This window comes from Streptomyces sp. NPDC090499 (assembly GCF_044769305.1).
In the GTDB taxonomy this organism is placed as follows: domain Bacteria; phylum Actinomycetota; class Actinomycetes; order Streptomycetales; family Streptomycetaceae; genus Streptomyces.
In genome coordinates this window covers 105,659-128,806 of the sequence record NZ_JBIVXP010000004.1, presented here as the reverse complement: position 1 = coordinate 128,806, position 23,148 = coordinate 105,659, and the positions used below count along the sequence as shown (strand labels likewise).

Below are 23,148 nucleotides of genomic sequence, written 5' to 3'. Positions count from 1 at the left end.
CCGAGTGAGATCTGTCGTTGAGGGGCGCGTGCAAGCCGTGAGCCGCAGGTCGACGTTCGAGAGCCAGAAGTCGAAAGCGGCCGTCGGACAGCGCACGCGCGCGTGCCGCACGACGGCGGCAGGCCCCTCCGGATCCGGGCAGACCCCGGGGAGTGCTCTGGTCGCGTCGTGTCAGGCGGCGAGAACGAGTACGGCGGCGGCCACCGGCGGTCCGCGCCGGATCACGGAGTGCTGGAGTGCGACGGTGCGCGGGGCGGGCGGTATGTCCCAGGCGCTGCGACGGCCGCGCGCGGGTGCCTCGGGCACGCTCATGAGCCCGGCGCACAGGGCGCACGCGAGCGCGAGCGCCCCGCGCAGGGAACGGATCAGCGCCCCCTCGGCAACCCCGTGCGCCGAATCGGCCGACAACTGGATCAGCCGCAGCAGCGCCAGGTCGCCCCGGCGCAGCAGCCACCCGGCCACGACGGCCGCGAGAACGTGTCCGAGCAGCATGGGCACGGAGGGCAGCAGCGAACCGGAGGCCCCGGTGGCGTCCGCGGTATGGGCCGCCCCGCTCGTGCCGGTGGCCGGAGCGGAGGTGCTGAGGTGCGCGTCCGTGAGGATCTTGTAGGCGTGGGCGGGGCTGATCTGCGCGGCCCCGGCCCCGCACACCAGCCGTGCGGCCCGCTCCACCAGCGAGGCGTCGCTCATGGACATCGACGACGTCGACGGCATGGAGGACATCGAGGCCATCGAGGACATCGACATCGAGCCGCCGGACATCATGGACGCCCCGTGCTGACCGAGCCCGAACAGCGTGTGGAGCACGGTCTGGACCACCGCGAGCAGGGCCACGATCCCCGGCAGCGAGCGGGCCCGGCCGGTGAGCGGGGCGACGAGCGCCAGGGTGCCCAGGAAGCCCGCGCCGAGCGTCCACAGCGGAACGGTCGCGCAGGAGGCCAGGGTGTGCCCCGCCGCGGCCAGCACGACGCAGAGCGCGGCGAACACGCCGGCCCGCAGGAGCCGCAGTCCGCTTCCGGTGCGCGTCGCGCGCGGCTGGGGGGCAGTCATGGCGCGCTCATCATCGCACTGGACCCGCACCCGTTTGACGTCAGGTCCGGAAGATTCCGTTACGCCCGAGGACGGTGATCTACGCCCGAGGGCGGCCATCCATGCCCGAGGACGGTGATCGAGAAAAAGAACCGAAAGATCATCCTTGTGGCGAACCACCCGCTCATACACCGAAACCTCCACCCGCGCATCCCCCGGATGGGCGTTCTCACATGAACGGAGTGCTTACACCCGCGCACGGGTGGCAATAGGTATCGGTATGTCGAGCCGCGGCCAGGAGGCTGGAGCATGAGCATCTGGTGGTCACTCCATCTGCGGCGTGAGGCCGCGAGCGTGCCGCTCGCCCGCCGGCTGCTGATCGGCACGATGGAGACTGCGGGCGTCGACCCCGACATCTCCTACGACCTCTCCGTCGCCCTCAGCGAGGCCTGTGCGAACGCCGTCGAGCACGGCGGGGCCGGCCGTACCTCGGAGGCGTACCGGGTCACCGCCTACCTGGACGGCGAGAAGTGCCGTATCGAGGTGGCCGATTCGGGCCCGGGGCTCGCGCCGGGGTTCGCCCGCAGCCAGGACATCAGGCCCGCCCGTCCCGACGCCGAGAACGGGAGAGGCCTCTGTCTCATCAGAGAACTCGCGGATCACGTCCACATCGGCAACAAACCGGGCCGAGGCGGCACCGTGGTCAGCTTCGACAAGATCCTCAAGTGGAAGAAAGATCCTTCCCTGCTTTCGGCATGACTCTCGCTCCGGCATAACACCCGCGCTAGGGTGCGCGCATGATTCTCAGAAAGATTAAAGAAAGCCTGCTCATCCCCGGCGTGATATTGCGTCCCATTGCCGCCGGCGACGCGAAAGCGCTGTGCGCCGCATACGTCGGCAGCAGAGGCCATCTCGAACCCTGGGAACCGGTCAGACCCGAGTCCTTCTTCACCGTCGACGGCCAGGCCGAGCGCATCGAAGGCCTGCTGGGACAGGCTGCGGACGGCCTCGTGGCCCCCTGGCTCATGGAGTCGGCCGAGGACGGCCGGATCGTCGGGGCGATCACCCTTTCCGGGATTTCCCTCGGTCCTTTCTGCAGTTCTTACGTCGGCTATTGGGTGGCCGGTGATCAACAGGGCCGCGGTCTGGCCACCGCCGCCCTGGAGCGGGTCTGCGGGATCGCCCGGGACGTGGTGGGACTTCACCGGATCGAGGCGTCCACGCTGATCGAGAACACGACGTCCCAACGCGTGCTGAAGAAATGCGGGTTCGAGACGATCGGGGATGCCCCGCAGTATCTGCACATCAATGGAGAATGGCGGGACAGCCGGCTGTTCCAGCGGATCCTGCACGACCGCGCCCCGGCGCTGTGACCAGTGGCTTCCCGACTGGTTCAGCTTCCTGGGTGTTCACAGGCCGTTGCCAGCCCCTGCCCATGCCCCTGACAAACGGCGTTCCTAGCTTCGTCGGCCATGACGGGAAACCACAAAAACACGTCGATCACCCGCCGCCGTGCCCTCGCGGTCTCCGGCGGCACGGTGGCGGCCGGCGGCCTCGCGGTCGCCGGCTTCCAGTCGGCCTTCGCCGACACGACCGACACGACCAGCGCCGACGCGGACGCCACGGCCTCCGCCGGTTCCACCAGCAGTGAGTGCATGACGCTGATGACCAGCGTCACGGAAGGGCCGTACTACCTCGATGGTGCCTTGGTGCGCAAGGACATCACCGAGGGCAAGGCCGGCGTTCCGCTGACCCTGCGCCTGACCGTCGTGGACGCCACCGACGGCTGCACCCCGGTCAAGGGCGCCGCGGTCGAGATCTGGCACTGCGACGCCTGGGGCTACTACTCCGGCTACACCACCGCCAACCCGGGCGGCTCGGCCCCCGCGGAGAGCGAGGAGGGCGACTCCGCCAACGACCAGACCTACCTGCGGGGCTACCAGATCGCCAACGCCAACGGGGTCGTCAAGTTCGAGACGATCTTCCCCGGCTGGTACACCCCGCGCACCTGCCACATCCACGTGAAGGTGCACACGGTCGGCGAGAAGGAGGACGGCACCTACGAGGGCGGCAAGGTCAACTACACGGGCCAGCTCTTCTTCGCCGACGACATCGCCGAGGAGATCTTCACCCTCGACCCCTACTCGAAGCACACCGGCAGCTACACCGTCCTCGCCGACGACATGGTGTACGACGGCGGCGGCGCCGCCAGCGGTCTGCTGACCCTGAAGGCCGTGCACAAGAAGGACCCCTCGAAGGGCTACAAGGGCTCGCTGACCCTGGGCATCGACCCGGATGCCGAGAGCACCGGCGCCGGCAGCGGTGGCGGCGGCACCCCGCCGAGCGGTGCGCCGACGGGCACCCCGCCGAGCGACGCACCCAGCGACAGCGCCTCCCCTTCGGCCTCCGCCTCCTCATAAGGTAAGGGACATGACAAGCTGCGAGGACGACGCGCTGGCCCAGGCCGCCGTGGCCGCGCTCACCGGGCAGCTGGCCCTGGCCCCCAAGCCGGGCCTGCCCGACCCGCGTGACCTGGACGTCCGCAGCACGCGCCGGGAGCACGACAGTCTGCGCTGGTCGGCCAGGGCACTGGCGCCCGGCCTCGCGGCGATGGCCGCCTCCGCCCGCCGAACCGGCGAGGCCACGCCGGTGCTGCGGGCGGAACTCGGCGCGATCGGCCGGTGCACCGAGCACTCGGTCGGCCTGGCCGGCGGCGGCCACAAGGGCGCCCTGTGGGCCCTCGGCTTCCTGGTCGCCGCGGTCGCCCTGGACCCCCGCGCCCAGGCCCGCGAGATCGCCCTGAACGCACGGAAGATCGCCGCGTTCAACGACAAGGGCGCCCCCAAGCGCCCCTCCCGGGGTTCGTCGATCTCCGTCAAGTACGGCGCGGCCGGCGCCCGGGGTGAGGCCAGGGCGGGATTCCCGCACGTCCGCAGGGCACTCGACGCGCTGGCGACGGCCCGCAGGGCGGGCGCCACCGAGAACCAGGCCCGCCTGGACGCTTTACTGACGGTGATGTCCACCCTCCAGGACACCGAACTCCTCTACATCGCGGGCCCCTTGGGCCTGCGCCAGGTGCAGGCAGGGGCGCGGGGAGTACTGGAGGCGGGCGGCACGGCGACGCAGGCGGGTGCGCAGGCCCTGGCGGCCATGGACGCCGACCTGCACGAACGCGGCTGGAGCCCGCGGGGCAGCGCGGGCCTGATGGCCGGAGCGTTGTTCTTGGACGCCTTGCCCTCTTTGTGACGCCCCGGTTGGAGCGCCCCGACAGGGGCGCGGGGCTGTATCCGATGTGCGGCCACCGCCGCGTGGGCGCGAGCAACCGCACACAACCCGCAGAACGCGACGATGGCCGGGCACCCCCTGGGTACCCGGCCATGTCACATCCCTCAGCCCTTCAGCGAGGCCATCCAGCTCTCGACCTCGTCGGAACGGCGCGGCAGCCCCGCGCTGAGGTTCCGGTTCCCGTCGGCCGTCACCAGGATGTCGTCCTCGATCCGCACACCGATCCCCCGGTACTCCTCCGGCACGGTCAGGTCGTCGGCCTGGAAGTACAGCCCCGGCTCGACGGTCAGCACCATCCCCGCCTCCAGGACGCCCTCCACATACGTCTCGGTCCGCGCGGCAGCACAGTCGTGGACGTCGAGCCCGAGCATGTGCCCGGTGCCGTGCAGCGTCCACCGGCGCTGCAGACCCAGCTCCAGCACCCGCTCCACCGGACCCTCCACGAGTCCCCACTCGACGAGCCGCTCGGCCAGCACCCGCTGCGCGGCATCGTGGAAGTCGCGGTACTTGGCGCCCGGCTGCACCGCGGCGATGCCGGCCTCCTGGGCGTCGTACACGGCGTCGTAGATCTTCTTCTGGATCTCGCTGTACGTGCCGTCGACCGGCAGCGTGCGCGTGACGTCGGCGGTGTAGAGGCTGTGCGTCTCGACGCCGGCGTCGAGCAGGAGCAGGTCGCCGGAGCGCACCGGGCCGTCGTTGCGGACCCAGTGCAGCGTGCAGGCGTGCGGGCCGGCCGCGCAGATGGAGCCGTAGCCGATGTCGTTGCCCTCCACGCGCGCGCGGAGGAAGAACGTGCCCTCGATGTAGCGCTCGCTGGTGGCCTCGGCCTTGTCGAGGACCTTCACCACGTCCTCGAAGCCGCGGACCGTGGAGTCGACGGCCTTCTGCAGCTCGCCGACCTCCCAGTCGTCCTTGACCAGCCGGGCCTCGGAGAGGAAGACCCGCAGCTCCTCGTCGCGCTCGGCGGTGACCTTGTCATGGAGCGCGGCCTGGAGGCCGGCGTCGTACCCGCGGACGACCCGCACCGGGCCGGTGGCCTCGCGCAGCTTGTCGGCCAGCTCGCGCACGTCGGCGGCGGGGATGCCGTAGAGAGCCTCGGACTCGGTGAGGGAGTGGCGGCGGCCGACCCACAGCTCGCCCTGGCCGGAGAGCCAGAACTCGCCGTTCTCGCGGTCGGAGCGGGGCAGCAGGTAGACGGTGGCCACGTGGCCGTCGTCCTTCGGCTCCAGGACGAGTACGCCGTCCTCGGTCTGGTTGCCGGTCAGGTAGACGTACTCGACGGACGCCCGGAACGGGTAGTCCGTGTCGTTCGAGCGGGTCTTCAGGTTGCCGGCCGGGATCACCAGGCGCTCGCCCGGGAAGCGGGCGGACAGCTCGGCGCGGCGGCGGGCGGTGTGCCCGGCCTGCTCGACGGGCTTCAGATCGCGCAGCTCGGTGTCGGCCCAGCCGGACTTCATGCTCTCGGCGAGCTCGTCGGACACGCCCGGGTACAGGCCGTTCTTGCGCTGCTTGATCGGCTCTTCCGACTCGGTCTCCGGGGTCTCCGGATTTTCCGGGGTGAGCTCGTCGGACACGGTTATCCTCCTCGACACTGCAGTGGATCCCGTCCATCGTACGGTCGTACCGGACGGCGTCCCAGGGACCCGGGGCCCGCAGCCGTGTGAGGTGTCTCCGCCTCCGTCCTCCTGCGCCTCTCCTGACTGACCGATCAGTCGAAGCGAGCCGCCAGCAGGACCACGTCCTCCTCGCTGTCGGCCTCGTCCAGGCCGTTCGGCAGCACCGTGCGCAGGACGTGGTCGGCGATCGCCCCGGGGTCGTGGCGCAGCGCGCGCGGGACGCTCGCGGCGGCCGCGTGCAGCCGGGCGAAGGCGCGGTCCATGGGGTCGCCGGTGCGGTGCAGCAGTCCGTCGGTGTAGAGGAGCACGGTCTCGCCGGCCTCCGCCTCGATCTCCACGCTGGGCGCCTCCCAGCAGGCGAGCATGCCCAGCGGCGCGGACACCGAGGTCTCCGCGAACTGCGTGCGGTGTTCCCCGATCAGCAGCGGCGGGCTGTGTCCTGCCCCGGCGAGGGTGACCTTGCGCAGCGCGGGCTCGCAGTAGGCGAACAGAGCGGTGGCGGAGCGGGCCGGCTCGGTCAGCCGCAGCAGCAGCTCCAGGTCGGAGAGGACCGCGACCGGGTCCTCGCCCTCCATCACGGCGTACGCCCGCAGCGAGGCGCGCAGCCGGCCCATCGCGGCCACCGCGCTCGGTCCGGAGCCGGTGACCGAGCCGACGGCGAGGCCGAGGGCGGCGTCGGGCAGCGGCAGCGCGTCGTACCAGTCGCCGCCGCCGCGCGGGCCGGTGCGGTGCCGGGCGGCGAGCTGGACGCCGGCCACCCGCGGCAGCCGGGAGGGGAGCAGTTCCTCGGCGATGGTCGCCATGCACGCGCGCGTGCGCTCGACCTCCAGCAGCCGGGCCAGGTGCGCGGCCGCGTGCCTGACGTACAGGCCGGCCAGGTGGCGCCGGCGCTCGTCGGGCTCGGCCGGCTCGTCGTACAGCCAGGCGACCGCGCCGAGGCGGTCGGCGGTGCCGGTGCTGAGGGGGAGCGCGTAGCTGGCGGCGTAGCCGAGGCGGGCGGCGACCTCGCGGTGGCGCGGGTCGAGGCCGTCCTCGGCGAACAGGTCGGGGTGCACGGTCTCGGCGGCGGTACCGGTGGCGTACGGCAGCGCGCCGCGCGGAACGGTCTCCAGGTGACCGAGGTCGGCGCGGCCGAGCCCGAGGCCGAGCGTGGTGTGCGGGCCCAGCCCGTCGGCGGGCTCCAGCGCCGCCACCCCGCGCCGGGCGCCCACCAGGGCGGCACCGGCGCGCAGCAGTTCGTGCAGGGCCGGCTCCAGTGCGTCGGTCCGGGCGAGCCGTTCGGTCAGTTCGTGGAGGGTGGTGAGGTCGGAGACCCAGCCGGCCAGCCGGTCCTGCAGGACGGTGCCGGGTGCCGGGGCGGCGGTGGCCTTCGGGACGGGAGGCGCGGCCGGGGTGGCCGGAGCGGGGTGGACCGGCGCGACAGTGTGTGCGGGAGTGGGGACCGTTGAATCGATTCCAGCCACTTTCGGAGGGTGCGGGGCGTTCATCGCGTCCGGCTTTCAGACCTGTGCGTATTGCTCAAAGGCATCGCAAACCCCCATGTCTTTCTGCGCCGCTGGCAGTGTCTCCACATGTACACGCACTCGTGAGGGGATGTCCAGCATTGTCCTGCCGGGATTCCTGGTGTCCGTGGGCCTCTTGAGGTGTTCTCAGCGGGTTCTCCCGGACCGCTTGCACAAAAGCAAAGTTGGCTTAAAACTGACTCGGGCAACGGTTCATTGCGGTCGACTGGCCTTGCTCCACGGAGCGTCACAGCGGTCGTGATGGGTACGTACTCGGTGAAGGCCAGGGGTGGTTGGGGACCACCCGGAACCTGGCGACGGACCCGGGCGTCTTAACCACCGACGACCGTGCCCCATCCTCCCGTGGCGGAGGCGGAGAGAAACACTCGGAACGGCAAAACGCCAGACTTCGCCACCCCCACGCCGTGGCCGTGCTTTTGATAGACGCAGTACGAGACGTAGTACGAGCAGTACGCGGTACGAGCAGTACGACGCAGTTCTTGTGAACGCGGGCGCGGCCCCCGCTCGACCCCGATGGGGTTCCCCTTGCCCAGCGCAGGGGTGTGATGCGCCAACAGGTACGCACAGTGAAGTGATCGACACATGGTGTGATGTGGTCCACGGTGTTGCCAGCGGTGCAACGGAAAGGAACGAGCGCTCATGCGCGAGATCCTCGGAAGGCGACGCAGGCTCCTGTCCAGGCGGAACGACAAGGGGCCTGAGCTTCTCGGCGCGGCCCTGACCTTCGCGACGGAATGGCAGTGGCCCGTACTCCCGGGCGTGGCTCCCGACCCGCAGGGGCGGGCCCGGTGCGCGTGTCCCGACCCCGAGTGCACGGTGCCCGGTGCACACCCCTTCGACCCCGGCCTGCTCGCCGCCACCACCGACGAGCGCATGGTCCGCTGGTGGTGGGGGAACCGGCCGACGGCCCCGATCGTCCTCGCCACCGGAGCCGCCGGCGGCAAGGCACCCTGCGCGGTCAGCCTGCCGGCCCTCGCCGCCGCCCGCGCCCTCAGCCTCCTCGACCGCCGCGGCATGCGCCTCGGTCCGGTGGTCGCCGCGCCCACCCGCTGGGCGCTGCTCGTCAAGCCGTACTCCATGGAGCAGCTGGGCGAGCTGCTCTACGCCCAGGACTTCGTCCCCGGCTCGCTCCGCTTCCACGGCGAGGGCGGCTATCTCGCCCTGCCGCCCTCCGAGACCGGCCAGGGCGCCATCCGCTGGGAGCGGGCCCCGCTGCCCGGCTCGGCCAAGCCCTGGGTGCCCGATGTGGAGGCCGTGGTGGACGCCGTGGTCGACGCCCTCACCCGTACGGGTGTGAGCGCACCCGAGTTGTAGGGGTGTCGGGCGCGCGACCCCGGCTTGCCGCGTCCGCCTGGTTACCCTCCGCACATGAACGTGCGTCTCCTCGCCCTCGCGGGCGTCATGGTGTGCGCGGTCGCGCTGCCGCTGGCCGTGGCGTCCGCAGGACAGGTGGGCGACGCCGCCGTACGCGCCGCCCGGCACGACGACGAGAAGCTGCCGGTGCCCGTCCGCTCCCCGCTGGTGCTCGGCCTGGGCCTCGCCACGGCCGCCCGCTGCGGTCCCGAACTCACCTCGCCGGACGGCGTCGAGGCGCAGACCTGTGTGATGGCCCAGGGCGCGGACACCTGGGCGCGCACCTACTACCGCAACGCCACCGGCGCGGCCCTGGAGGGCGTGCTGAGCCTCCTCGGCCCGAACGGCCGCACCGTGCAGACGCACTGCGCCGCCGATGCCGCCGCCGACGACGAGCCCGCCACCTGTGAGACGCCCCGCGAGCACACCCGGGGCGCGCTGGACGCCTACACGGCCGTCACGGAGTTCGCGGCGCGCGACGGCGGCGGCCCGCTGCTGCTGCGCTCCGCGAGCAACGCGGGGGACACCGACGCCGGGGACCCGGCTGGGAACAACTCCCAGCGGTCAAACGGGAGTTGACGAGTCGCTACGGTCCGTACACCGAGCGCGGGCATGAAAAGGCCCGATTGCTGGCGACGGGGGATGCACCAGCAACCGGGCTACTGAGACGGTAACAAGAGATCGGCGGTTCGCAAATTCGATCTCGGCTATTCGGACACGTATTTGCTTGCCGTGTAGGGAAGTTGTGACAGGAGTCACCCGAGGCAACGGGCCTGGGGCGGCTGACCGACCGGTCAGCCGCGACCCTGTGCCCACGCTGATCGTCAGCTGAGCGTGACCTGTCGGTTGGTGAGTCCGCCGCGGGCCCGCCGCTCGTCCGCGGTGAGCGGTGCCTCCGAGGCCAGCGCGGTGGCGAGGCGCTCGGCGAACTCGGCGGCAGGCTTCTCCACGTCCTCGGCGCCGACCCCGCTCGGCAGGTCCCAGACCGGCACGGTGAGACCGTGGGCACGGAAGGAGCCGACCAGCCGGGTCCCCTCGCCGAGGCCGGACCGGCCCGCCGCGTGCAGCCGCGCGAGAGCGTCCAGAAGCTGCTCCTCGGGGTACGGCATGACCCACCGCAGGTGGTTCTTCTCGGGCGTCTCGCACCAGTAGGCGGAGTCGACGCCGGTCAGCTTCACCGTCGGGATGGCCGCCGCGTTGGCCCGCTCCAGGGAGGCGGTCACGTCCGGGGTGGCGTTCTCGGCGTCCTGCACCCAGAATTCGAAGCCGTCGTGCACAACTGGCTCGAACGGGCCCTTCGGGTCGAGCAGGTCCTGCAGCCGGGGGCTGTCGGCGGGGGCGCGGCGGCCCTGCACCGGGGTGCCGGGCTCGGCGGCGAGGGCGCGCTGGAGGGTGTCGGCGAGGTCGCGGCTGATGTCGCCGGAGGCGGTGTCGTTCTGCAGGCCGAGCAGGACCGTGCCGTCGTCGCGGCGGAGCGCCGGCCAGGCCATCGGCAGCACGGTGGCGAGCGTGACCGAGGGGACGCCCTCGGGCAGACCGTCCTTCAGGGTCAGCTCGACGGTGGCGGCGGGGACCAGTTCGCGCAGCGCCACCCAGTCGCCCTCGCCGGCCAGCCCCTCGAACGGGCGGTGCACCAGCTCGGTCGCCGCGTGCGCCGCCGCCCGGCCGTGGCAGGCCTTGTAGCGGCGGCCGCTGCCGCAGGGGCAGGGCTCACGGGCACCGACAACCGGATAGTTCACATCAGCGCCTTCGGCGCGGGCCGCATCGCTGGGCTGCGGCCGCGTGGCCGTCGTCTGGGGTCGCTTCTTGGCCATCTGGGTGTCTCCCGGTTACGGCTCGTCTCGTACTGGCGGGAGCCTAGCCGTTCATGCCCTGGACCACGGGAACCTGTGGACAACGGCGCCGACACGGCCGCACGGCCGGGGGCCCTGTGGACGGAGAAGCCGCCGCGTCCCGTGGACGGAGAAGCCTTCGCGTCTCCGTCCGGTCAGGGCCGCCGAGGCCGCGGTCCGGCCTGTCGATTCCGCGGTCCGGCTTGTCGACGCTGCGGTCCGGTGGTTCGTCGACGATTCAGTCCAGTCAGTCCAGTCAGTCCAGGTCGTCGAACGCGTCCGTGAAGTCCAGGTCGGCCATCTCCGGGACCGAGGGCGCCATGACGCGCGTAGCGAAGGCGTCGCGGCGGTCCCGGGTGCCCGGACCGCGCACGTCCTTGTGGACCACGACCCAGACGGTCACCTCGCCCCGGGCGTCGTCCCGGACGCCCCAGTCGTCGGCCAGGGCCGTGATGATGTTCAGCCCGCGGCCGCCGTGCGCCGTGACCGAAGGAGTCATCGGGGCCGGGCGCGTCGGACCGCCGCCGTCCGTGACCTCGACGATCAGCCGGCCGCGCGTGTCCACCTGCCAGGCGGCCCGGACGTCGCCGTCCCCGGCCAGTGCGTCCCCCAGAGGGCGCCCGTGTTTGCAGGCATTGCTCAAAAGTTCGGAAAGGATCAGTACGGCATCGTCGATGACCGCTTCCGACAGACCGCCCGTGCGCAACTGATCGCGCATGCGGTGCCTCGCCTTCCCCACGCCCGCAGGGCCATGGGGTACGGCCATGCTCGACGACGTGGGCACCTCCTGTGCCACCACCAACGCCACCCCCGAGACCTCCTTTGCCCCACGCCACGGTGTGGATGCCCCATCGGCCTGAACCGGAAACCGGCCAATGAATGCCCGGTGACGCATTCGCAACGAACGAATACGCGCCGAACGCGCCGGAGCACTCCCTGTGACGGGTCGTCGCCAGATCCCCCGGATATGGCTACGTGTGGCTGAATTTCGATGGTGTGGCCGAGAAGTGAGAATGCTGTGAGCGGGCTGCCGGGTCAAGGGGTGCGAGATGTCCTTACTCGACTCTTTATCTGAACCCTGGTCAGCACGGTCCCGGACCGCCGCTCAGCGCCCCGCTCAGCGCCCCAGCCGGCTCAGCACGGCCGCCGGCCGGTTGGTGATGATCGCGTCGATGCCGAGTTCCACGCACAGGTCCACGTCCTCCGGCTCGTTCACCGTCCAGACGTGCACCCGGTGGCCGTTGCGCTGCAGTCGTTCGACATAGGCCGGGTGATTGCGCACGATCCGGATCGAGGGGCCCGCGATCCGCACCCCCGCAGGCAGCCGCCCGTCGCGCAGCCGGGGCGAGAGGAACTGCAGCAGATAGACGGTCGGCAGCGTCGGCGAGGCCGCCCGCACCCGGGCCAGCGACCGCGCGGAGAAGCTCATGACCCGCACCGCCGACTCCTCGGGGGTGGCCGGGGCGTCCAGCCCGAACCGCTTGAGCAGGACCAGCAGCCGCTCCTCGACCTGCCCCGCCCACCGCGTGGGGTGCTTGGTCTCGATCGCCAGCTCCACCCGCCGCCCGGCGTCCGCGACCAGCTCCAGCAGCCGCTCCAGTGTCAGTACGGAGGTGTCCGCGCGGTCCTCGGGCCGGAACTCCCAGTCGGGCTCCTCGTCCCGCCCGCGCCAGGCCGGACCCTTGCGCCACGAGCCGAAGTCCAGGGTGGCCAGGTCCGCGAGCTCCAGGGCCGAGACCGCGCCCCGCCCGTTGGACGTGCGGTTGACCCGCCGGTCGTGGACGCACACCAGGTGGCCGTCGGCGGTCAGGCGTACGTCGCACTCCAGGGCGTCGGCGCCGTCCTCGATGGCCTTCCGGTATGCGGCCAGTGTGTGCTCGGGGGCGTACTCGGAGGCCCCGCGGTGCGCGACGACCTGGATGCGATGCTGTGGTGCGTGGGTCACCGCGACATGGTGCCACCGCGCGGGGGTACCTGGGGTCACCCTGGATGCCGGTAAAGAGAACTTTTGTCGGACAAGCACTATATAAAGGTTGTCCGTGTACCCACAGCCACCGCTTATGGTGCTCTGACGGCCTGTGGGAAAAGCTGACGGCATACAAAAGCACATGCACAGCTGAATCGCGCCGGGCCGACAGCAAGCGTGAAAGAGCGTGACCGAGTGCGACCGAGAAGAAAAGCCGTGGACCGAGGAGAGAAGCTGTGAGCACCGAGAACGAGGGCAACCCGGTACCCCCGGCCCCGTCCGCACCTCCCGTGCCGCCGTCGTCTCCCGCTGCCCCGCCGCAGGCGGCCGCGTCCGACGGCGGGGAAGCGCCGACCGCCCCGATCCCGCCGACGCCCCAGAGCGCGCCCGCGGGCGACCCTTACGGGCCCGCACCCCAGGCCCCCGACGCCTCCTGGCCGCCCCCGCCGCCCGCGACCCCCTCCTACGCGGACCCGGGCGCGGGCGCCGGTGCAGGCTGGGGTTCGTCGTACGACCAGCAGCACCAGCAGTACCAGCAGCAGCCGTTCCAGCAGCCGCAGCACCCGCCGAAGAAGGGCAGCGGGCGCGGCGGTCTGATCGCCGCCGTCCTGGTGGCCGCACTGGTCGCGGGCGGCCTCGGCGGCGGCCTCGGCTACACGCTGGCCAAGAACAACGACGACAGCGCCTCCACGACCATCTCCTCGACCTCCAGTGGCGGCGCCACCCAGGTCAAGCGCGCCGCCGGCACCATCGCGGCGGTCGCGCAGAACGCGCTGCCCAGCACGGTCACCATCGAGTCCGAGGGCACCAACGGCGAGGGTGGCACCGGCACCGGCTTCGTCTTCGACAAGCAGGGCCACATCATCACCAACAACCACGTGGTCGCCGACTCCCTGGACGGCGGCAAGCTGACCGCGACGTTCCCGGACGGCAAGAAGTACGACGCCGAGGTCGTCGGCCACGCCCAGGGCTACGACGTCGCGGTGATCAAGCTCAAGAACCCGCCGTCGGACCTGAAGCCGCTCGCCCTGGGCGACTCCGACAAGGTGGCCGTCGGCGACGAGACGATCGCGATCGGCGCCCCCTTCGGCCTGTCCAACACGGTCACCACGGGCATCATCAGCGCCAAGAACCGCCCGGTCGCCTCCAGCGACGGCAGCTCCACCAGCAAGGCGTCGTACATGAGCGCCCTGCAGACCGACGCCTCCATCAACCCGGGCAACTCCGGCGGCCCGCTGCTGGACGCCTCCGGCGCGGTGATCGGCATCAACTCCGCGATCCAGTCCGCCTCCAGCGGCGGCCTGGGCAGCACCGGGCAGTCGGGTTCGATCGGCCTCGGCTTCGCCATCCCGATCAACCAGGCCAAGTACGTGGCCCAGCAGCTGATCAAGACCGGCAAGCCGGTCTACGCGAAGATCGGCGCGTCGGTGTCGCTGGAGGACGGCACCTCCGGCGCCCAGATCACCGACTCCGGCTCGGGCGGCTCCGCCGCGGTGGAGTCGGGCGGCCCCGCGGACAAGGCGGGCCTCAAGCCCGGCGACGTCATCACCAAGCTGGACGACTCGGTGATCGACAGCGGCCCGACCCTGATCGGCGAGATCTGGACCCACAAGCCCGGCGACAAGGTCGAGATCACCTACAAGCGGGGCGGCAGCGAACACACGACCACCGTCACCCTCGGCTCCCGCGTCGGCGACAACTGACCCACACCCGCCCGCAGGAACCGGTTACTCTGTTCCCCGCGCCGATCTCCGTCGGCGCGGGGTGGGTTGCCCGAGCGGCCTAAGGGAACGGTCTTGAAAACCGTCGTGGCGCGAGTCACCGTGGGTTCAAATCCCACACCCACCGCGTGATGGGAACGGCCCCTGACCAGGCGTGACGGTCGGGGGCCGTTGGCGTGTGCGCACCCCGCCGGACACCGCTGTTCCCCCTGGTTTCCCGCTCTATCGGGCACGGAAGGGGCACGGCCGGGGCACGACTTGCGGGCCTAGGATCATGGCCTGAGGGGCTGTCGCCTACCGGTTGATGGGAATCTCGTAGACGATCTCGCAGTGGGCGGCGGGCACGATGATGTCCGCGGTTTCCACGGGCCGTCCCTGATCGCTGTAGTAGGTCCGCTGAATGTGGGTGACGAGAGCGGCCTTCTGGATGCCGAGGAGCGATGCTTCCTCGGTGGTCGCCTGCCGGGGCTCGGGTTGCTCCACGGCGTGGCTGACGGTGATCCCGATGGCGGCCATGCGGTTCACGACGCCCGTCCCGGCGTGCGGACCTCCCTCGGGGAGGACGACGAGGGTGCCGGCGGTGAGGTCGTACGGCTCCCAACTGGTGGACAGCTGCACGGGCCTGCCGTCGGCCAGGAACTCGTACGCGGTCCGCACGCACAGGTCGCCTTCGGCGATGCCCAGCCGTGCGGCGATGTCGGCGGGAGCGAGGACCTTGGCGTCGGTCCGGCTCTCCCAGTCCCCCTGTTTGTTGAGGGCCTTCATGTCCGCGCGGAACGGCGACCCTTGGGGCTGCTCGCGCGCCGAGGACCGGACGACCCGCACGCGTTGCCGTGGCTCGGCGACATAGGTGCCCGATCCGGCTCGCCCTTCCAGCACGCCCTGTGAGATCAGCAGTTCCTGTGCCCGGCGGACGACGTTCTCACCCACGCCGCACTCCTGGCCGATCTGCGCCCGGGAGGGAAGACGGTCCCCCGGTTCCCAGACGTGCTCCGCGATCCGCCGCCGGAGTTCGTCGGCGATGCGGAGGTAAGGCGGCTGCTCAGACATGTGGAAAATCTAGTCCACTAGCTCTAATCTAGTTAACTAGCTTCACTGAAAGTGATCGCCGGTGACGGAGGCTGCCCTGTGCCCGCTTCGGGAGTTAGCGCGGCGGCCATCGCCGCCCGGCTGTCCGCCGTCGGGCTCCCCACGCGCGTGGAGGAACGCGCCGGCCTCACGTCGGTCGAAGCGGAGTTACCGGAATCGCTCTCCGACGAGTCGTGGAGGGAGGTCTTGGAGGTGGTGGCCGATGCCGATCGGTTCGGGCTCCACGCCACCAGCCTGAACGGCCGCACCCTTTGGGCGGTCGTACGCAAAGCGGTCCCCGCGGCGGGCGATGCCGGGGGACCGAGCCGTCAGCGATAGGAGCTGATTCAGCGTGCTCAACCGTATCCGCCGCGCCGTCGCCCGCACCAGGGCGCGGTACGTCCCCAAGGGCAGGCACCGCCGCTGCTTACCCCCGCCTCGGCGGCCAGCTGCCTGTGTGTCCCCCGCGCCCGTTGACGGGCCGACGGTCGCTCTGGGATTGGTCTCCGACCGGACGGGCCACCGCGACTTGCTCAGAGGGGAGGACACCCCGCTTGTCCGCCCTTACTTGCTGGACTGGGAGAAGCGCGTACGACAGCACTCGGTGGATGTCGTGAGCGGTGATGCGCCGGTCGATACGAGGTCGGTCCTCCTGGGGGTCGGCTGATGCCCCCTGACCAGCAGCCACGCGACCTGGGCGCCTCGACCAGCCCCTACCGCTCAGCTGCCTGCCGTGTCGGCACGCACCACGAGTGTGCGGAGTCTTCTCCTGCCTCGGCACCGGTCGACGTCCCATTGATCTACGAGGCGTGCGACTGCTCGTGCCACTCGGCGGATGCCCCCGCGACTCTCGGGGCGTTGAAGCGGTGAGCGTCAGAGACTCCGACGGTCGGCTGGTAGCCAACATCGATTATCGAGAGGCAGGCGCAGGGATGACGGCACACAGCGGGCTGAGGCTTCTCCCGTGGGCGGGGCCGGGGGGCAAGCCGTGCTACCTGAACACCGATGACCCGGAAGGCTTCATGTCCCGCCTCGCGGACCATATCGAGCCGATTCAGCTCGGCATGGCGACCGAACTTCTGAAGGAGGCGACTTGGGCACTCGACGACGAGACCGCGAACGGGGAGGAGTTGCGCCTTCTCGCCGCGCAGCTGGCCGGCGCATTGCGGGACGTACTCCGTGTGGCTACCAGCCGCGGACGCTGTCACGCGGAGGGCTTGGACACGGGTGCAGACTGCGACCTGTAACACCGCAGCCTAGAGGCCCTGTCCCCGGCCAAGAGGCCAGAACCGAGGGTTGAGCGCGGCGACTCGCAGGAGGCCGGGTCGTCGCGCTCCGCACACCTTTCGATCCGTAGCTTTATGTGGATCGCTCACCGGCAGTCCGTCGACGCGGTTGTCACGTGGTGCTGCGCGACCGGAAGAAGCCGCGCCCGGACCGGACGGCGAAGACCAACACCGTGACCGCCAGTACGAAGTTGAGCGCGTCAACGACCTCGACGATGGGATGGCGGGCGTGCAACAGGCTAGGCAACTTCGCGCTGATCATCCCCAGGCCTATGAGGAGGGGGAGCCAGGCCCAGAAGAAACGCATGCCCGGGTCGGAGTTGTCTCCCCTCGAAACCTTGGCCCGTTCCCACCAGCGGCCACCGAGACTCCCCAGAACCAGGACACACCCCATCGCGACTACGGACCAGTCCATGAACCGCAGCATCACATCTCCCTCGATCGGGGGAGGATCTTCCTCTTGTGGGTGATTGCATGCAAGAGCCGTCGCGCCGGACTGGCGGATAGGAGGAGGGCGTCGCCTTTAAGGAGTTGGATCCCAGCGTGGCCTGGCTGCTGTCGCCGCATGATGCGACGGCCGGGGAGAGACGCTGATGTACGTCCCCGTCCGGCATCGTGGACGTCAGAAGCCTTCTGTTCCGTAGCTCTGTAGAGATCGGTCATGGGAGGTCATACAGGCTGCCGGGAGTGCCGTATGGATCGGTGCCGGCTGCTGCCGGTTGCTGGGGTTGCTGTACCTCGCTGCTGTACCGCTCACAGGTCCACTCGGGACTCCGCCTCCCGACTTCCCTGGCGCAGCACGACGTGCGCCGGCCTGAAAGGCACAGCGCGGAGGGTCGGCTCCATCACCTTGAAAAGCGACTCCGCATCCTTCCCATAGGCGTATAGCACCGCTTCGCCTCCGCCGAACTCGTTCCCGTCGACCTCGCCGACCCCTGCCTGCTCGACGGCGGCCGCCATGGCCCGCTCAGCATCGAAGATCGCTTCGCGCTCAGCACGCGAGCCGTACTCGTTGTCGCTGAGACGGTAGTGGGCGATGACGGCTTCTTCTGGTGCCTCTGGCTCGGGGAGATCAAAGAGCGTGTCCATGTCCACACCATCCCACCAGCCTCTGACAACGCGTTCGCGCCGTGTCCGCCGCCCCGCATGACGGTGCACGCTTTCCAACTGTGGTGGTGGCCAGTTGGGTTGTGTTCAGGGGCGTTCAGCTGGGGTCATGGCCGATCGGTCGTCGGCGCCGGGAGGGTTGTGGTTCTCGCCTGAACGGTCGTGAACGGGGCTGAATGAGACGGAAACTGAGACGGGGCCGACGTCTCAGGCGTTCTCCTCTGCCCAGGTGTCGCTCAGCCTTCCTGCGCGTCGGCCGCGAGCGGGGTGGTGTCCTTGGATGACGGCGCTTTGATGGTCACGGGCTGATTGATGTCGAGGAAGGTGATGGTCAGGTCGAGCGGCCCGTCTCCGGTGCCGGCGAGGTTGTCGTTGTGCTCGGCCCGCATACGGAACTGTTTGGTGCGGCCGTCGCCGTCTATCCACAGGTCCATGGTGAGCGGGTCGGAGACTTCAAGCTGCATGAACTGATCGAGCTGCCCTCGGATCAGGCCCTTGCTGTTGACCGTCCCCTTGTAGTGCGTGGTCTTGGCGCCGTCGACCGTCTCGGTCCCGATCAGCCGCAGGTCCTTGGACCCGGTCAGAAGCGTGGACTGCGCAGTTGGGCTTGCCTGCAGTTGACTAGGCAGTACGCCGTAGGACTGGTTGTCCACCCCGCCGCGTCCCCATATGGCCGGCGCAGCGCTGAGCCAGCTCTTGCCGTTCAGCTTCTCGGGACGCACCGCGCTCCCGCCGACGTACATCACCTTGCCGACGAACCGGATGTCCAACTGGCCTTTCCCACCCTGGTCGGCCGCAGCGGTCATCTTCATACTCATGGCCAGCGGTTGCGTGTTCATGGAGGCCTCGGCCGCCAGACGGCCCTTCCCTGGCACGGTCCCGCTCATCCGATAGTGGAGCGACGTGATGTCCTCGGAGTTCTTCGCTGCCTTGGCTACGGCCTCCGCGGGAGTCGCCTTGGGGCGGCCTGCAACCGCGGAATCGCTCCTGGCACCCCCTCCACAGGCAACCGATCCCCCCGCAAGCAGTACGGCCGCGAACGCCATGCTCGTCACTCTGCGCGGTACGGAAACAAGAACGGACATCTCCACAAACCCCCAAAGGCAGATGGCAGATCCATGCCAAGGCCGCGAGCCTAACTCGGGGTGTGTCCTGAGGTCTGGTGGGGTCTTGTGGGCCATGTGAGGTACGCGCGTCAGACGTACTCGTACCACGTTCGGCGGCCGTACGCCCGGTCGGACTCTCAGCTTGGGAAGCTGCGGGCACTTGGGGGTGGTCTGGGCGCTGGCCTGGGCGAACGGTCGGATCGTGCCTCCGTCGGGCTGGGCTGCTTTTACCGTGGTTCCCCGCTGTTCCCCGCTCGATCTGGTGCGCTTGTGGTGCGGGGTGAGCGGAACAAGGTCGAGGGGTGCCACATTGCAGGGTCGGTTGTCAGTGGCCCCGGCTAGCGTCTCAGACGCGCGGTCGGCTTCCGAGGTGTCCAGCTCTGTAGAGCAGCTGCATCCCCGACTCTGTCTGGGGGTGGCCCGGGGCTACCCCGGGACCTAACCGACGGTCGGGCTTCGTCGATGGCCAAGAGTGCAACCTGTCAGCGCCGACCGCGCACCAAACAGTGCTGTACGTCGACCGCTGGTGCACGCTTTCCCCTGCGCCGGCACCGCATGCGGCGAGGGGCCGCCCGCACCAAGGCACGGGAAGAGGTGGCAGCAGTCCGACTACTTCTTCGCCACCCGCACCGGCCACCCCGTCGAACCGCGCAACCTCTACCGCTCCTTCACCCGCATCGCCGAGGCCGCCGACCTCCGATTGATCGCCTGCACGACGCCGGACACGGCACCGCCACTCTCCTCACGGCGGCAGGGGTCGCGCCCGCGTCGAGATGGAGATCCTCGGGCACTCTCAGATCAGCATCACCATGCACGTGTACACGCACGTCGTGAAGGACACCCAGCGCGAGGCCATGAGCCACGTGGACCGGCTACTGCGAAAGCGGCGCCCTAGTCGTGGCTGATCGCCCCGTTGATGTCAAAGGCCCCGGACCATGATCGGTCCGGGGCCTTTGACCTGGTGCCCCCCGGCAGGATTCGAACCCGCGACACCCGCTTTAAAACGAGTTCGATCCATTGGCCGTGTGCGCTGCTCGGATACCTGCTTGCCAGCCTGTTCGGAGTCCAGTCCAAGCCGACAGGATCAGTGGCCGTCTTGCGATGTTGATGTCAGTCCGCTGGGTGGTCAACCCGGCGGAGGCGCGCGTACCGCTGTCACAGGCTTAGCGAGCCGCTTCGCGAGGGACGGCCCGACGCGGAGAAGTCGCTTCTGATGAGTCTTCGGGGTGTCGAAGACCAGAGTGCCGTTGGCTTCAGCCAGGTTCCGCGCACACGCCAACGGCCCCCGACCGTCACGCCTGGTCAGGGGCCGTTCCCATCACGCGGTGGGTGTGGGATTTGAACCCACGGTGACTCGCGCCACGACGGTTTTCAAGATCGGGCATTCATGTGCGCGTGGAACGGAGCCCCGGCGCTGTAGGCGGACCTCAGAGGTCCATGAGGCTGACGGCGAAGAAGGCGAGCGGATACGCGACGGTCAGCGCGCTGGCGGGCAGGCCGAGGAGCGTGTAGGCGAGGAACACGAGCGTCCGGACCACGGGTCCGTTGCGGGCGGCGATCCGATCTTGGGCATACGGGTCGTACGTCACCTCGATGCGGGCCGGGTCTGTGCCGACCAGCTTGCCGCCGCCACCGCTGTACGTCCGCTTGGTGCCCGAAGCGTCGGTGAACGCGTAGACCTTGGTGACCGTGGTCTCGCCGTCCGTTCCGGTCCGGTAGACCTTCTCCTCGAAGGTGGCCACGACCGTGATTCCCCGGCGGCGGAGCAGCCACCAGTCCACCGTGGTTCGGTACACGATCAGGGTGATCGCACACCCGACGAGGAACGGTGTGAAGGAGGCCACCCAGACCAGGGCAAGTATGCCGTCTCCGGTTGCCGAGGCCAGCGCGAGCCCGAGGACGAACAGGGCGCTGAGGGCCAGAAGATGCGCCCGGTCCTGGGCCGCTGCCAGCCAGCGACCCTTGCGTCCCTTGGCGGCGAGCCGGCGCTGCGTCGTCACCAACCCGGCGCCGTCCACACGCGGTTGCGTGGCATCCCGGACCGGCAGTGCCGCCGTGACGGCTGAGGCGAAGGCCTGGGCGGCCTCGCCGCTCGGGGAGCTGAGGGTGTGGACAACGGGATCCGTGTTCGCGGAGGCCGAGGTCAGGACGATCTCGGTGACGCGCGGCTTGCGCCCAGCGGTCGTACTTGCTCGAGAGTCCGCTCCGGCACGTCCTCGCGTACGCACCGTCTCTATGGCGGCGAGCGGAATACGGATTCCCGATCGTCTCCACGTCCGCTCCAACAGCACGGCGTCCCGCTTGAACCGCGCCGTGACCCGGCGCCCCCGCAACACCAGTTCAGTCATGCGGCGACCGTACGGCAGGTTGCGGACTCTCGACACCGTGTTGTGCGGTCGACGGGTCCATCCCGCCGATCAGTGACCTCAGCTGCGCGGATACGATCACCGGCCATGAAGCGTTCGATGATCGCACTGGTCAGCGCGGGGGCCATCACGCTCGCCGTGGGCGGGTACGCCGTCGGGGCGACGCGTGACGGTGGTGGGGCCGGGCGGTCCGCCACCTGCACGCAGGCGGAGAAGGAGTTCACGGGGCGGGCCGGCCGGCTCCGGGAGCAGATGGAACGGGAATTCCGGGACGAGGACTACTCCGATTCGATCAACCCGGACATGGAGTCGACGCAGGTGAAGATCCTCGGTCTGATCGTGGACCAGAATCCGGCATGCTTCGACGCCGGGACACGTGCGACCGCGACGTATCTGCGGCAGCACCGGACCGAGGGCGAGGAGGACGCCGCAGCCTGCGAACTCACCGGTGTCCCCGCCAAGAAGTGCAGCATCGGGGTTGGCTGAATCGGGCCTGCGCCCAGCAGTCCGCCCGGCAGGTTCCGGCTGTCCGCGCGGCCGGAGTGGTAGAGCATCGGGCATGCGTTCATCCGACTGGTACCTGACCGACGACGTCGACGAATTCCTCTCCCGGGCCGGGGAGTTCCTGCGTTCGCGTCCCGGCCCGCACGTCATGCAGTCGACGTGGGCGGAGAGGGTGCGGGCACGGGGGGCCGAGGCGTTCGGCACCGGCGTTCCCGTCTTCGGGATGCTGGAGCGGGGCGGCGAGGTGCACGCCACCTGCTACCGCCTTCCGCCCCGTGGCTACGGCCTCTCCCCGCTCACGCCCGAGCAGGCCGACTCGCTCGCCGACCGGCTGGCGGGTCTCGGCGACTCCGTTCCCTCCGTCAGCGCGGACCACGGCACGGCCACCGCTTTCGCCGAGGCCTGGCAGCGGCGCACCGGCGCGACGCCGAGACTCCGTGACACCCGGCTGTGCCTGTACCGCCTCGGCACGCTCACCCCGCCCGACCCGCTGCCGGCGGGCCGGGGCCGCGTCCTGGGCGAGCAGGACCTCGAAGAGACCATGTTCTGGTGCGCCGAGTTCGCCAAGGCCGTCGGGGAGGACGTCACCATCGACGCCGGGACCTGGGCCGGCACGCGCTTCGCCGACAAGACCTACACGCTCTGGGAGACCCCGGACGGCACTCCCGTCTCCGTCGCGGGCCTCAATCCGCTTATCGGCGGCCAGATGCAGGTGGACGTCGTCTACACCCCCGCCCACCTGCGCGGTCGCGGTTACGCGGCGGCCGTGACGGCGGAGGTGAGCCGGGCCGCGCTGGCCGCGGGCGCGCAGGACGTCGTCCTGTTCGCGGACCTGTCCAACCCCACCAGCAACGCCCTCTACCAGCGCCTCGGCTACGTCCGGCTGAGCGAATGGTCCGGGTACGACTTCTCGGCGGCCGTGCCGGCAGCCCTGCCGGCAACCGGGATCAGCCGTTGAGCCAGTCGTTGATGTGCTTCTCCCACTGCCTGTCGTCGGTCGTCTCCATGAACTCGCGGCGGTTGACGAGCAGGTAGATGTCTCCCGGGGACGGGGCCGCGGCCACGGTGGTGAGGATGAGGGGCTTGCCGGCGTTGAGGAGGCCCCCCATGAAACGGCCGTAGAGATCGGTGAAGCGGGTTTCGGCCGCGGTGATGTCCGTGCGGGTCAGGACGAGGGAGCCGGTGTCCGACCAGCCCGTGAGGACGAGCCGGTCGGCATGGAGGACGATCCGGCCGCGGCGCTGGAAGAGGGCTTTCTGGCTGACCAGCGCCGCGGCCCTGTCGGCGCCCTGCTTGCGGCTGAGCTCGTCGGCGGTGGCCGCGATGTAGTCGGCCTCGGCGAGGGGAGTGTCGGCGGTGTTCATGGGGTTCTCCAGTTCTCCAGTT

The 23,148-nt window shown here is 70.1% G+C and carries 23 protein-coding genes, 1 tRNA gene and 1 pseudogene; 13 read left to right on the top strand and 12 right to left on the bottom strand.

Features of this window, described 5'->3' with window-relative positions:
• Positions 1-171: 171 nt before the first annotated feature.
• Positions 172-1,050, bottom strand: coding sequence for a hypothetical protein (locus tag ACIQVL_RS16275; protein WP_403475602.1), 879 nt, complete (start codon positions 1,048-1,050; stop codon positions 172-174).
• Between the two features lie 288 nt (positions 1,051-1,338).
• On the opposite strand from ACIQVL_RS16275, the gene ACIQVL_RS16270 reads away from it, so the two are divergent.
• From ACIQVL_RS16270 to ACIQVL_RS16255, 4 genes are all read left to right on the top strand, one after another.
• Positions 1,339-1,788, top strand: coding sequence for an ATP-binding protein (locus tag ACIQVL_RS16270; protein ID WP_403428382.1), 450 nt, complete (start codon positions 1,339-1,341; stop codon positions 1,786-1,788).
• A gap of 38 nt (positions 1,789-1,826) precedes the next feature.
• Positions 1,827-2,402, top strand: a complete 576-nt coding sequence (locus ACIQVL_RS16265; protein ID WP_403428380.1) for a GNAT family N-acetyltransferase — start codon at positions 1,827-1,829, stop codon at positions 2,400-2,402.
• Between the two features lie 99 nt (positions 2,403-2,501).
• Positions 2,502-3,449 carry an intradiol ring-cleavage dioxygenase gene (locus ACIQVL_RS16260; protein ID WP_403475601.1) on the top strand — a complete coding sequence of 316 codons (948 nt, stop codon included), beginning with the start codon at positions 2,502-2,504 and terminating at the stop codon, positions 3,447-3,449.
• A gap of 10 nt (positions 3,450-3,459) precedes the next feature.
• Complete coding sequence (locus ACIQVL_RS16255; protein WP_403475600.1) at positions 3,460-4,275, top strand: triphosphoribosyl-dephospho-CoA synthase; 816 nt, start codon at positions 3,460-3,462, stop codon at positions 4,273-4,275.
• 143 nt (positions 4,276-4,418) lie between these two features.
• Here the strand turns inward: ACIQVL_RS16255 and ACIQVL_RS16250 are convergent, their stop codons facing one another.
• Together ACIQVL_RS16250 and ACIQVL_RS16245 are read right to left on the bottom strand one after the other, a co-directional pair.
• The gene (locus ACIQVL_RS16250) at positions 4,419-5,888 is read right to left on the bottom strand and encodes an aminopeptidase P family protein (protein ID WP_403475599.1); all 1,470 of its coding nucleotides are present in this window, start codon (positions 5,886-5,888) and stop codon (positions 4,419-4,421) included.
• 134 nt (positions 5,889-6,022) lie between these two features.
• A complete protein-coding gene (locus ACIQVL_RS16245; protein WP_403428371.1) occupies positions 6,023-7,417 on the bottom strand; it encodes a PP2C family protein-serine/threonine phosphatase in 1,395 nt (464 codons plus the stop codon).
• A 675-nt stretch (positions 7,418-8,092) separates the two neighbouring features.
• Here ACIQVL_RS16245 and ACIQVL_RS16240 point away from each other — a divergent pair.
• Together ACIQVL_RS16240 and ACIQVL_RS16235 are read left to right on the top strand one after the other, a co-directional pair.
• On the top strand, positions 8,093-8,767 hold the full coding sequence (locus tag ACIQVL_RS16240) for a bifunctional DNA primase/polymerase (protein WP_403428369.1): 675 nt from the start codon (positions 8,093-8,095) through the stop codon (positions 8,765-8,767).
• A 54-nt stretch (positions 8,768-8,821) separates the two neighbouring features.
• Positions 8,822-9,385, top strand: a complete 564-nt coding sequence (locus ACIQVL_RS16235; protein WP_403428367.1) for a hypothetical protein — start codon at positions 8,822-8,824, stop codon at positions 9,383-9,385.
• Positions 9,386-9,630: 245 nt separating this feature from the next.
• On the opposite strand, the gene ACIQVL_RS16230 is transcribed toward ACIQVL_RS16235, so the two are convergent.
• The 3 genes from ACIQVL_RS16230 to ACIQVL_RS16220 form a co-directional block, all read right to left on the bottom strand.
• Entirely contained in the window at positions 9,631-10,620 is a 990-nt protein-coding gene (locus tag ACIQVL_RS16230) for a DUF5926 family protein (protein ID WP_403428364.1), read from the bottom strand.
• A 274-nt stretch (positions 10,621-10,894) separates the two neighbouring features.
• Entirely contained in the window at positions 10,895-11,533 is a 639-nt protein-coding gene (locus ACIQVL_RS16225; protein ID WP_403428362.1) for an ATP-binding protein, read from the bottom strand.
• 222 nt (positions 11,534-11,755) lie between these two features.
• Positions 11,756-12,583 (bottom strand): glycerophosphodiester phosphodiesterase, encoded by an 828-nt coding sequence (locus ACIQVL_RS16220; RefSeq protein ID WP_403475598.1) that lies wholly within the window; start codon positions 12,581-12,583, stop codon positions 11,756-11,758.
• 257 nt (positions 12,584-12,840) lie between these two features.
• On the opposite strand from ACIQVL_RS16220, the gene ACIQVL_RS16215 reads away from it, so the two are divergent.
• Positions 12,841-14,307, top strand: coding sequence for a S1C family serine protease (locus ACIQVL_RS16215; protein WP_403428358.1), 1,467 nt, complete (start codon positions 12,841-12,843; stop codon positions 14,305-14,307).
• A gap of 60 nt (positions 14,308-14,367) precedes the next feature.
• A tRNA-Ser gene (locus ACIQVL_RS16210) sits at positions 14,368-14,452 on the top strand.
• 167 nt (positions 14,453-14,619) lie between these two features.
• Here ACIQVL_RS16210 and ACIQVL_RS16205 read toward each other — a convergent pair.
• The gene (locus ACIQVL_RS16205; protein WP_403475597.1) at positions 14,620-15,375 is read right to left on the bottom strand and encodes a GntR family transcriptional regulator; all 756 of its coding nucleotides are present in this window, start codon (positions 15,373-15,375) and stop codon (positions 14,620-14,622) included.
• Positions 15,376-15,453: 78 nt separating this feature from the next.
• Here ACIQVL_RS16205 and ACIQVL_RS16200 point away from each other — a divergent pair, with 78 nt between their 5' ends.
• The gene (locus tag ACIQVL_RS16200; protein ID WP_403475911.1) at positions 15,454-15,732 is read left to right on the top strand and encodes a hypothetical protein; all 279 of its coding nucleotides are present in this window, start codon (positions 15,454-15,456) and stop codon (positions 15,730-15,732) included.
• 593 nt (positions 15,733-16,325) lie between these two features.
• Positions 16,326-16,640 carry a hypothetical protein gene (locus tag ACIQVL_RS16195; protein ID WP_403475910.1) on the top strand — a complete coding sequence of 105 codons (315 nt, stop codon included), beginning with the start codon at positions 16,326-16,328 and terminating at the stop codon, positions 16,638-16,640.
• A 151-nt stretch (positions 16,641-16,791) separates the two neighbouring features.
• Here ACIQVL_RS16195 and ACIQVL_RS16190 read toward each other — a convergent pair whose 3' ends face one another.
• The 3 genes from ACIQVL_RS16190 to ACIQVL_RS16180 all read right to left on the bottom strand — a co-directional run bounded on the left by ACIQVL_RS16190 (position 16,792) and on the right by ACIQVL_RS16180 (position 18,871).
• A complete protein-coding gene (locus ACIQVL_RS16190; protein ID WP_403475596.1) occupies positions 16,792-17,094 on the bottom strand; it encodes a hypothetical protein in 303 nt (100 codons plus the stop codon).
• Between the two features lie 338 nt (positions 17,095-17,432).
• A complete protein-coding gene (locus tag ACIQVL_RS16185; RefSeq protein WP_403475595.1) occupies positions 17,433-17,768 on the bottom strand; it encodes a hypothetical protein in 336 nt (111 codons plus the stop codon).
• Between the two features lie 254 nt (positions 17,769-18,022).
• Positions 18,023-18,871, bottom strand: coding sequence for an LppX_LprAFG lipoprotein (locus ACIQVL_RS16180; protein ID WP_403475594.1), 849 nt, complete (start codon positions 18,869-18,871; stop codon positions 18,023-18,025).
• Between the two features lie 558 nt (positions 18,872-19,429).
• Here ACIQVL_RS16180 and ACIQVL_RS16175 point away from each other — a divergent pair.
• Positions 19,430-19,797: pseudogene (locus ACIQVL_RS16175) on the top strand (tyrosine-type recombinase/integrase); the annotation flags it as partial.
• A gap of 522 nt (positions 19,798-20,319) precedes the next feature.
• On the opposite strand, the gene ACIQVL_RS16170 reads toward ACIQVL_RS16175, so the two are convergent.
• Positions 20,320-21,240: a hypothetical protein gene (locus ACIQVL_RS16170; RefSeq protein ID WP_403475593.1), complete on the bottom strand. Its 921-nt coding sequence runs from the start codon at positions 21,238-21,240 to the stop codon at positions 20,320-20,322.
• A 105-nt stretch (positions 21,241-21,345) separates the two neighbouring features.
• On the opposite strand from ACIQVL_RS16170, the gene ACIQVL_RS16165 reads away from it, so the two are divergent.
• Both ACIQVL_RS16165 and ACIQVL_RS16160 read left to right on the top strand, forming a co-directional pair.
• Positions 21,346-21,744, top strand: coding sequence for a hypothetical protein (locus ACIQVL_RS16165; protein WP_403475592.1), 399 nt, complete (start codon positions 21,346-21,348; stop codon positions 21,742-21,744).
• A gap of 73 nt (positions 21,745-21,817) precedes the next feature.
• The gene (locus ACIQVL_RS16160) at positions 21,818-22,720 is read left to right on the top strand and encodes a GNAT family N-acetyltransferase (RefSeq protein WP_403475591.1); all 903 of its coding nucleotides are present in this window, start codon (positions 21,818-21,820) and stop codon (positions 22,718-22,720) included.
• Here ACIQVL_RS16160 and ACIQVL_RS16155 read toward each other — a convergent pair.
• Positions 22,710-23,126 carry a hypothetical protein gene (locus ACIQVL_RS16155; protein ID WP_403428336.1) on the bottom strand — a complete coding sequence of 139 codons (417 nt, stop codon included), beginning with the start codon at positions 23,124-23,126 and terminating at the stop codon, positions 22,710-22,712. The genes ACIQVL_RS16160 and ACIQVL_RS16155 overlap by 11 nt on opposite strands.
• Between the last annotated feature and the right edge of the window lie 22 nt (positions 23,127-23,148).

Coding starts and splice junctions, on each gene's coding strand:
- ACIQVL_RS16275 (WP_403475602.1), bottom strand. CDS start 1,050: ATGACTGCCCCCCAGCCGCGCGCGACGCGCACCGGAAGCGGACTGCGG.
- ACIQVL_RS16270 (WP_403428382.1), top strand. CDS start 1,339: ATGAGCATCTGGTGGTCACTCCATCTGCGGCGTGAGGCCGCGAGCGTG.
- ACIQVL_RS16265 (WP_403428380.1), top strand. CDS start 1,827: ATGATTCTCAGAAAGATTAAAGAAAGCCTGCTCATCCCCGGCGTGATA.
- ACIQVL_RS16260 (WP_403475601.1), top strand. CDS start 2,502: ATGACGGGAAACCACAAAAACACGTCGATCACCCGCCGCCGTGCCCTC.
- ACIQVL_RS16255 (WP_403475600.1), top strand. CDS start 3,460: ATGACAAGCTGCGAGGACGACGCGCTGGCCCAGGCCGCCGTGGCCGCG.
- ACIQVL_RS16245 (WP_403428371.1), bottom strand. CDS start 7,417: ATGAACGCCCCGCACCCTCCGAAAGTGGCTGGAATCGATTCAACGGTC.
- ACIQVL_RS16240 (WP_403428369.1), top strand. CDS start 8,093: ATGCGCGAGATCCTCGGAAGGCGACGCAGGCTCCTGTCCAGGCGGAAC.
- ACIQVL_RS16235 (WP_403428367.1), top strand. CDS start 8,822: ATGAACGTGCGTCTCCTCGCCCTCGCGGGCGTCATGGTGTGCGCGGTC.
- ACIQVL_RS16230 (WP_403428364.1), bottom strand. CDS start 10,620: ATGGCCAAGAAGCGACCCCAGACGACGGCCACGCGGCCGCAGCCCAGC.
- ACIQVL_RS16225 (WP_403428362.1), bottom strand. CDS start 11,533: ATGCGTCACCGGGCATTCATTGGCCGGTTTCCGGTTCAGGCCGATGGG.
- ACIQVL_RS16205 (WP_403475597.1), bottom strand. CDS start 15,375: ATGTCTGAGCAGCCGCCTTACCTCCGCATCGCCGACGAACTCCGGCGG.
- ACIQVL_RS16195 (WP_403475910.1), top strand. CDS start 16,326: ATGACGGCACACAGCGGGCTGAGGCTTCTCCCGTGGGCGGGGCCGGGG.
- ACIQVL_RS16190 (WP_403475596.1), bottom strand. CDS start 17,094: ATGGACTGGTCCGTAGTCGCGATGGGGTGTGTCCTGGTTCTGGGGAGT.
- ACIQVL_RS16185 (WP_403475595.1), bottom strand. CDS start 17,768: ATGGACACGCTCTTTGATCTCCCCGAGCCAGAGGCACCAGAAGAAGCC.
- ACIQVL_RS16180 (WP_403475594.1), bottom strand. CDS start 18,871: ATGTCCGTTCTTGTTTCCGTACCGCGCAGAGTGACGAGCATGGCGTTC.
- ACIQVL_RS16170 (WP_403475593.1), bottom strand. CDS start 21,240: ATGACTGAACTGGTGTTGCGGGGGCGCCGGGTCACGGCGCGGTTCAAG.
- ACIQVL_RS16165 (WP_403475592.1), top strand. CDS start 21,346: ATGAAGCGTTCGATGATCGCACTGGTCAGCGCGGGGGCCATCACGCTC.
- ACIQVL_RS16160 (WP_403475591.1), top strand. CDS start 21,818: ATGCGTTCATCCGACTGGTACCTGACCGACGACGTCGACGAATTCCTC.
- ACIQVL_RS16155 (WP_403428336.1), bottom strand. CDS start 23,126: ATGAACACCGCCGACACTCCCCTCGCCGAGGCCGACTACATCGCGGCC.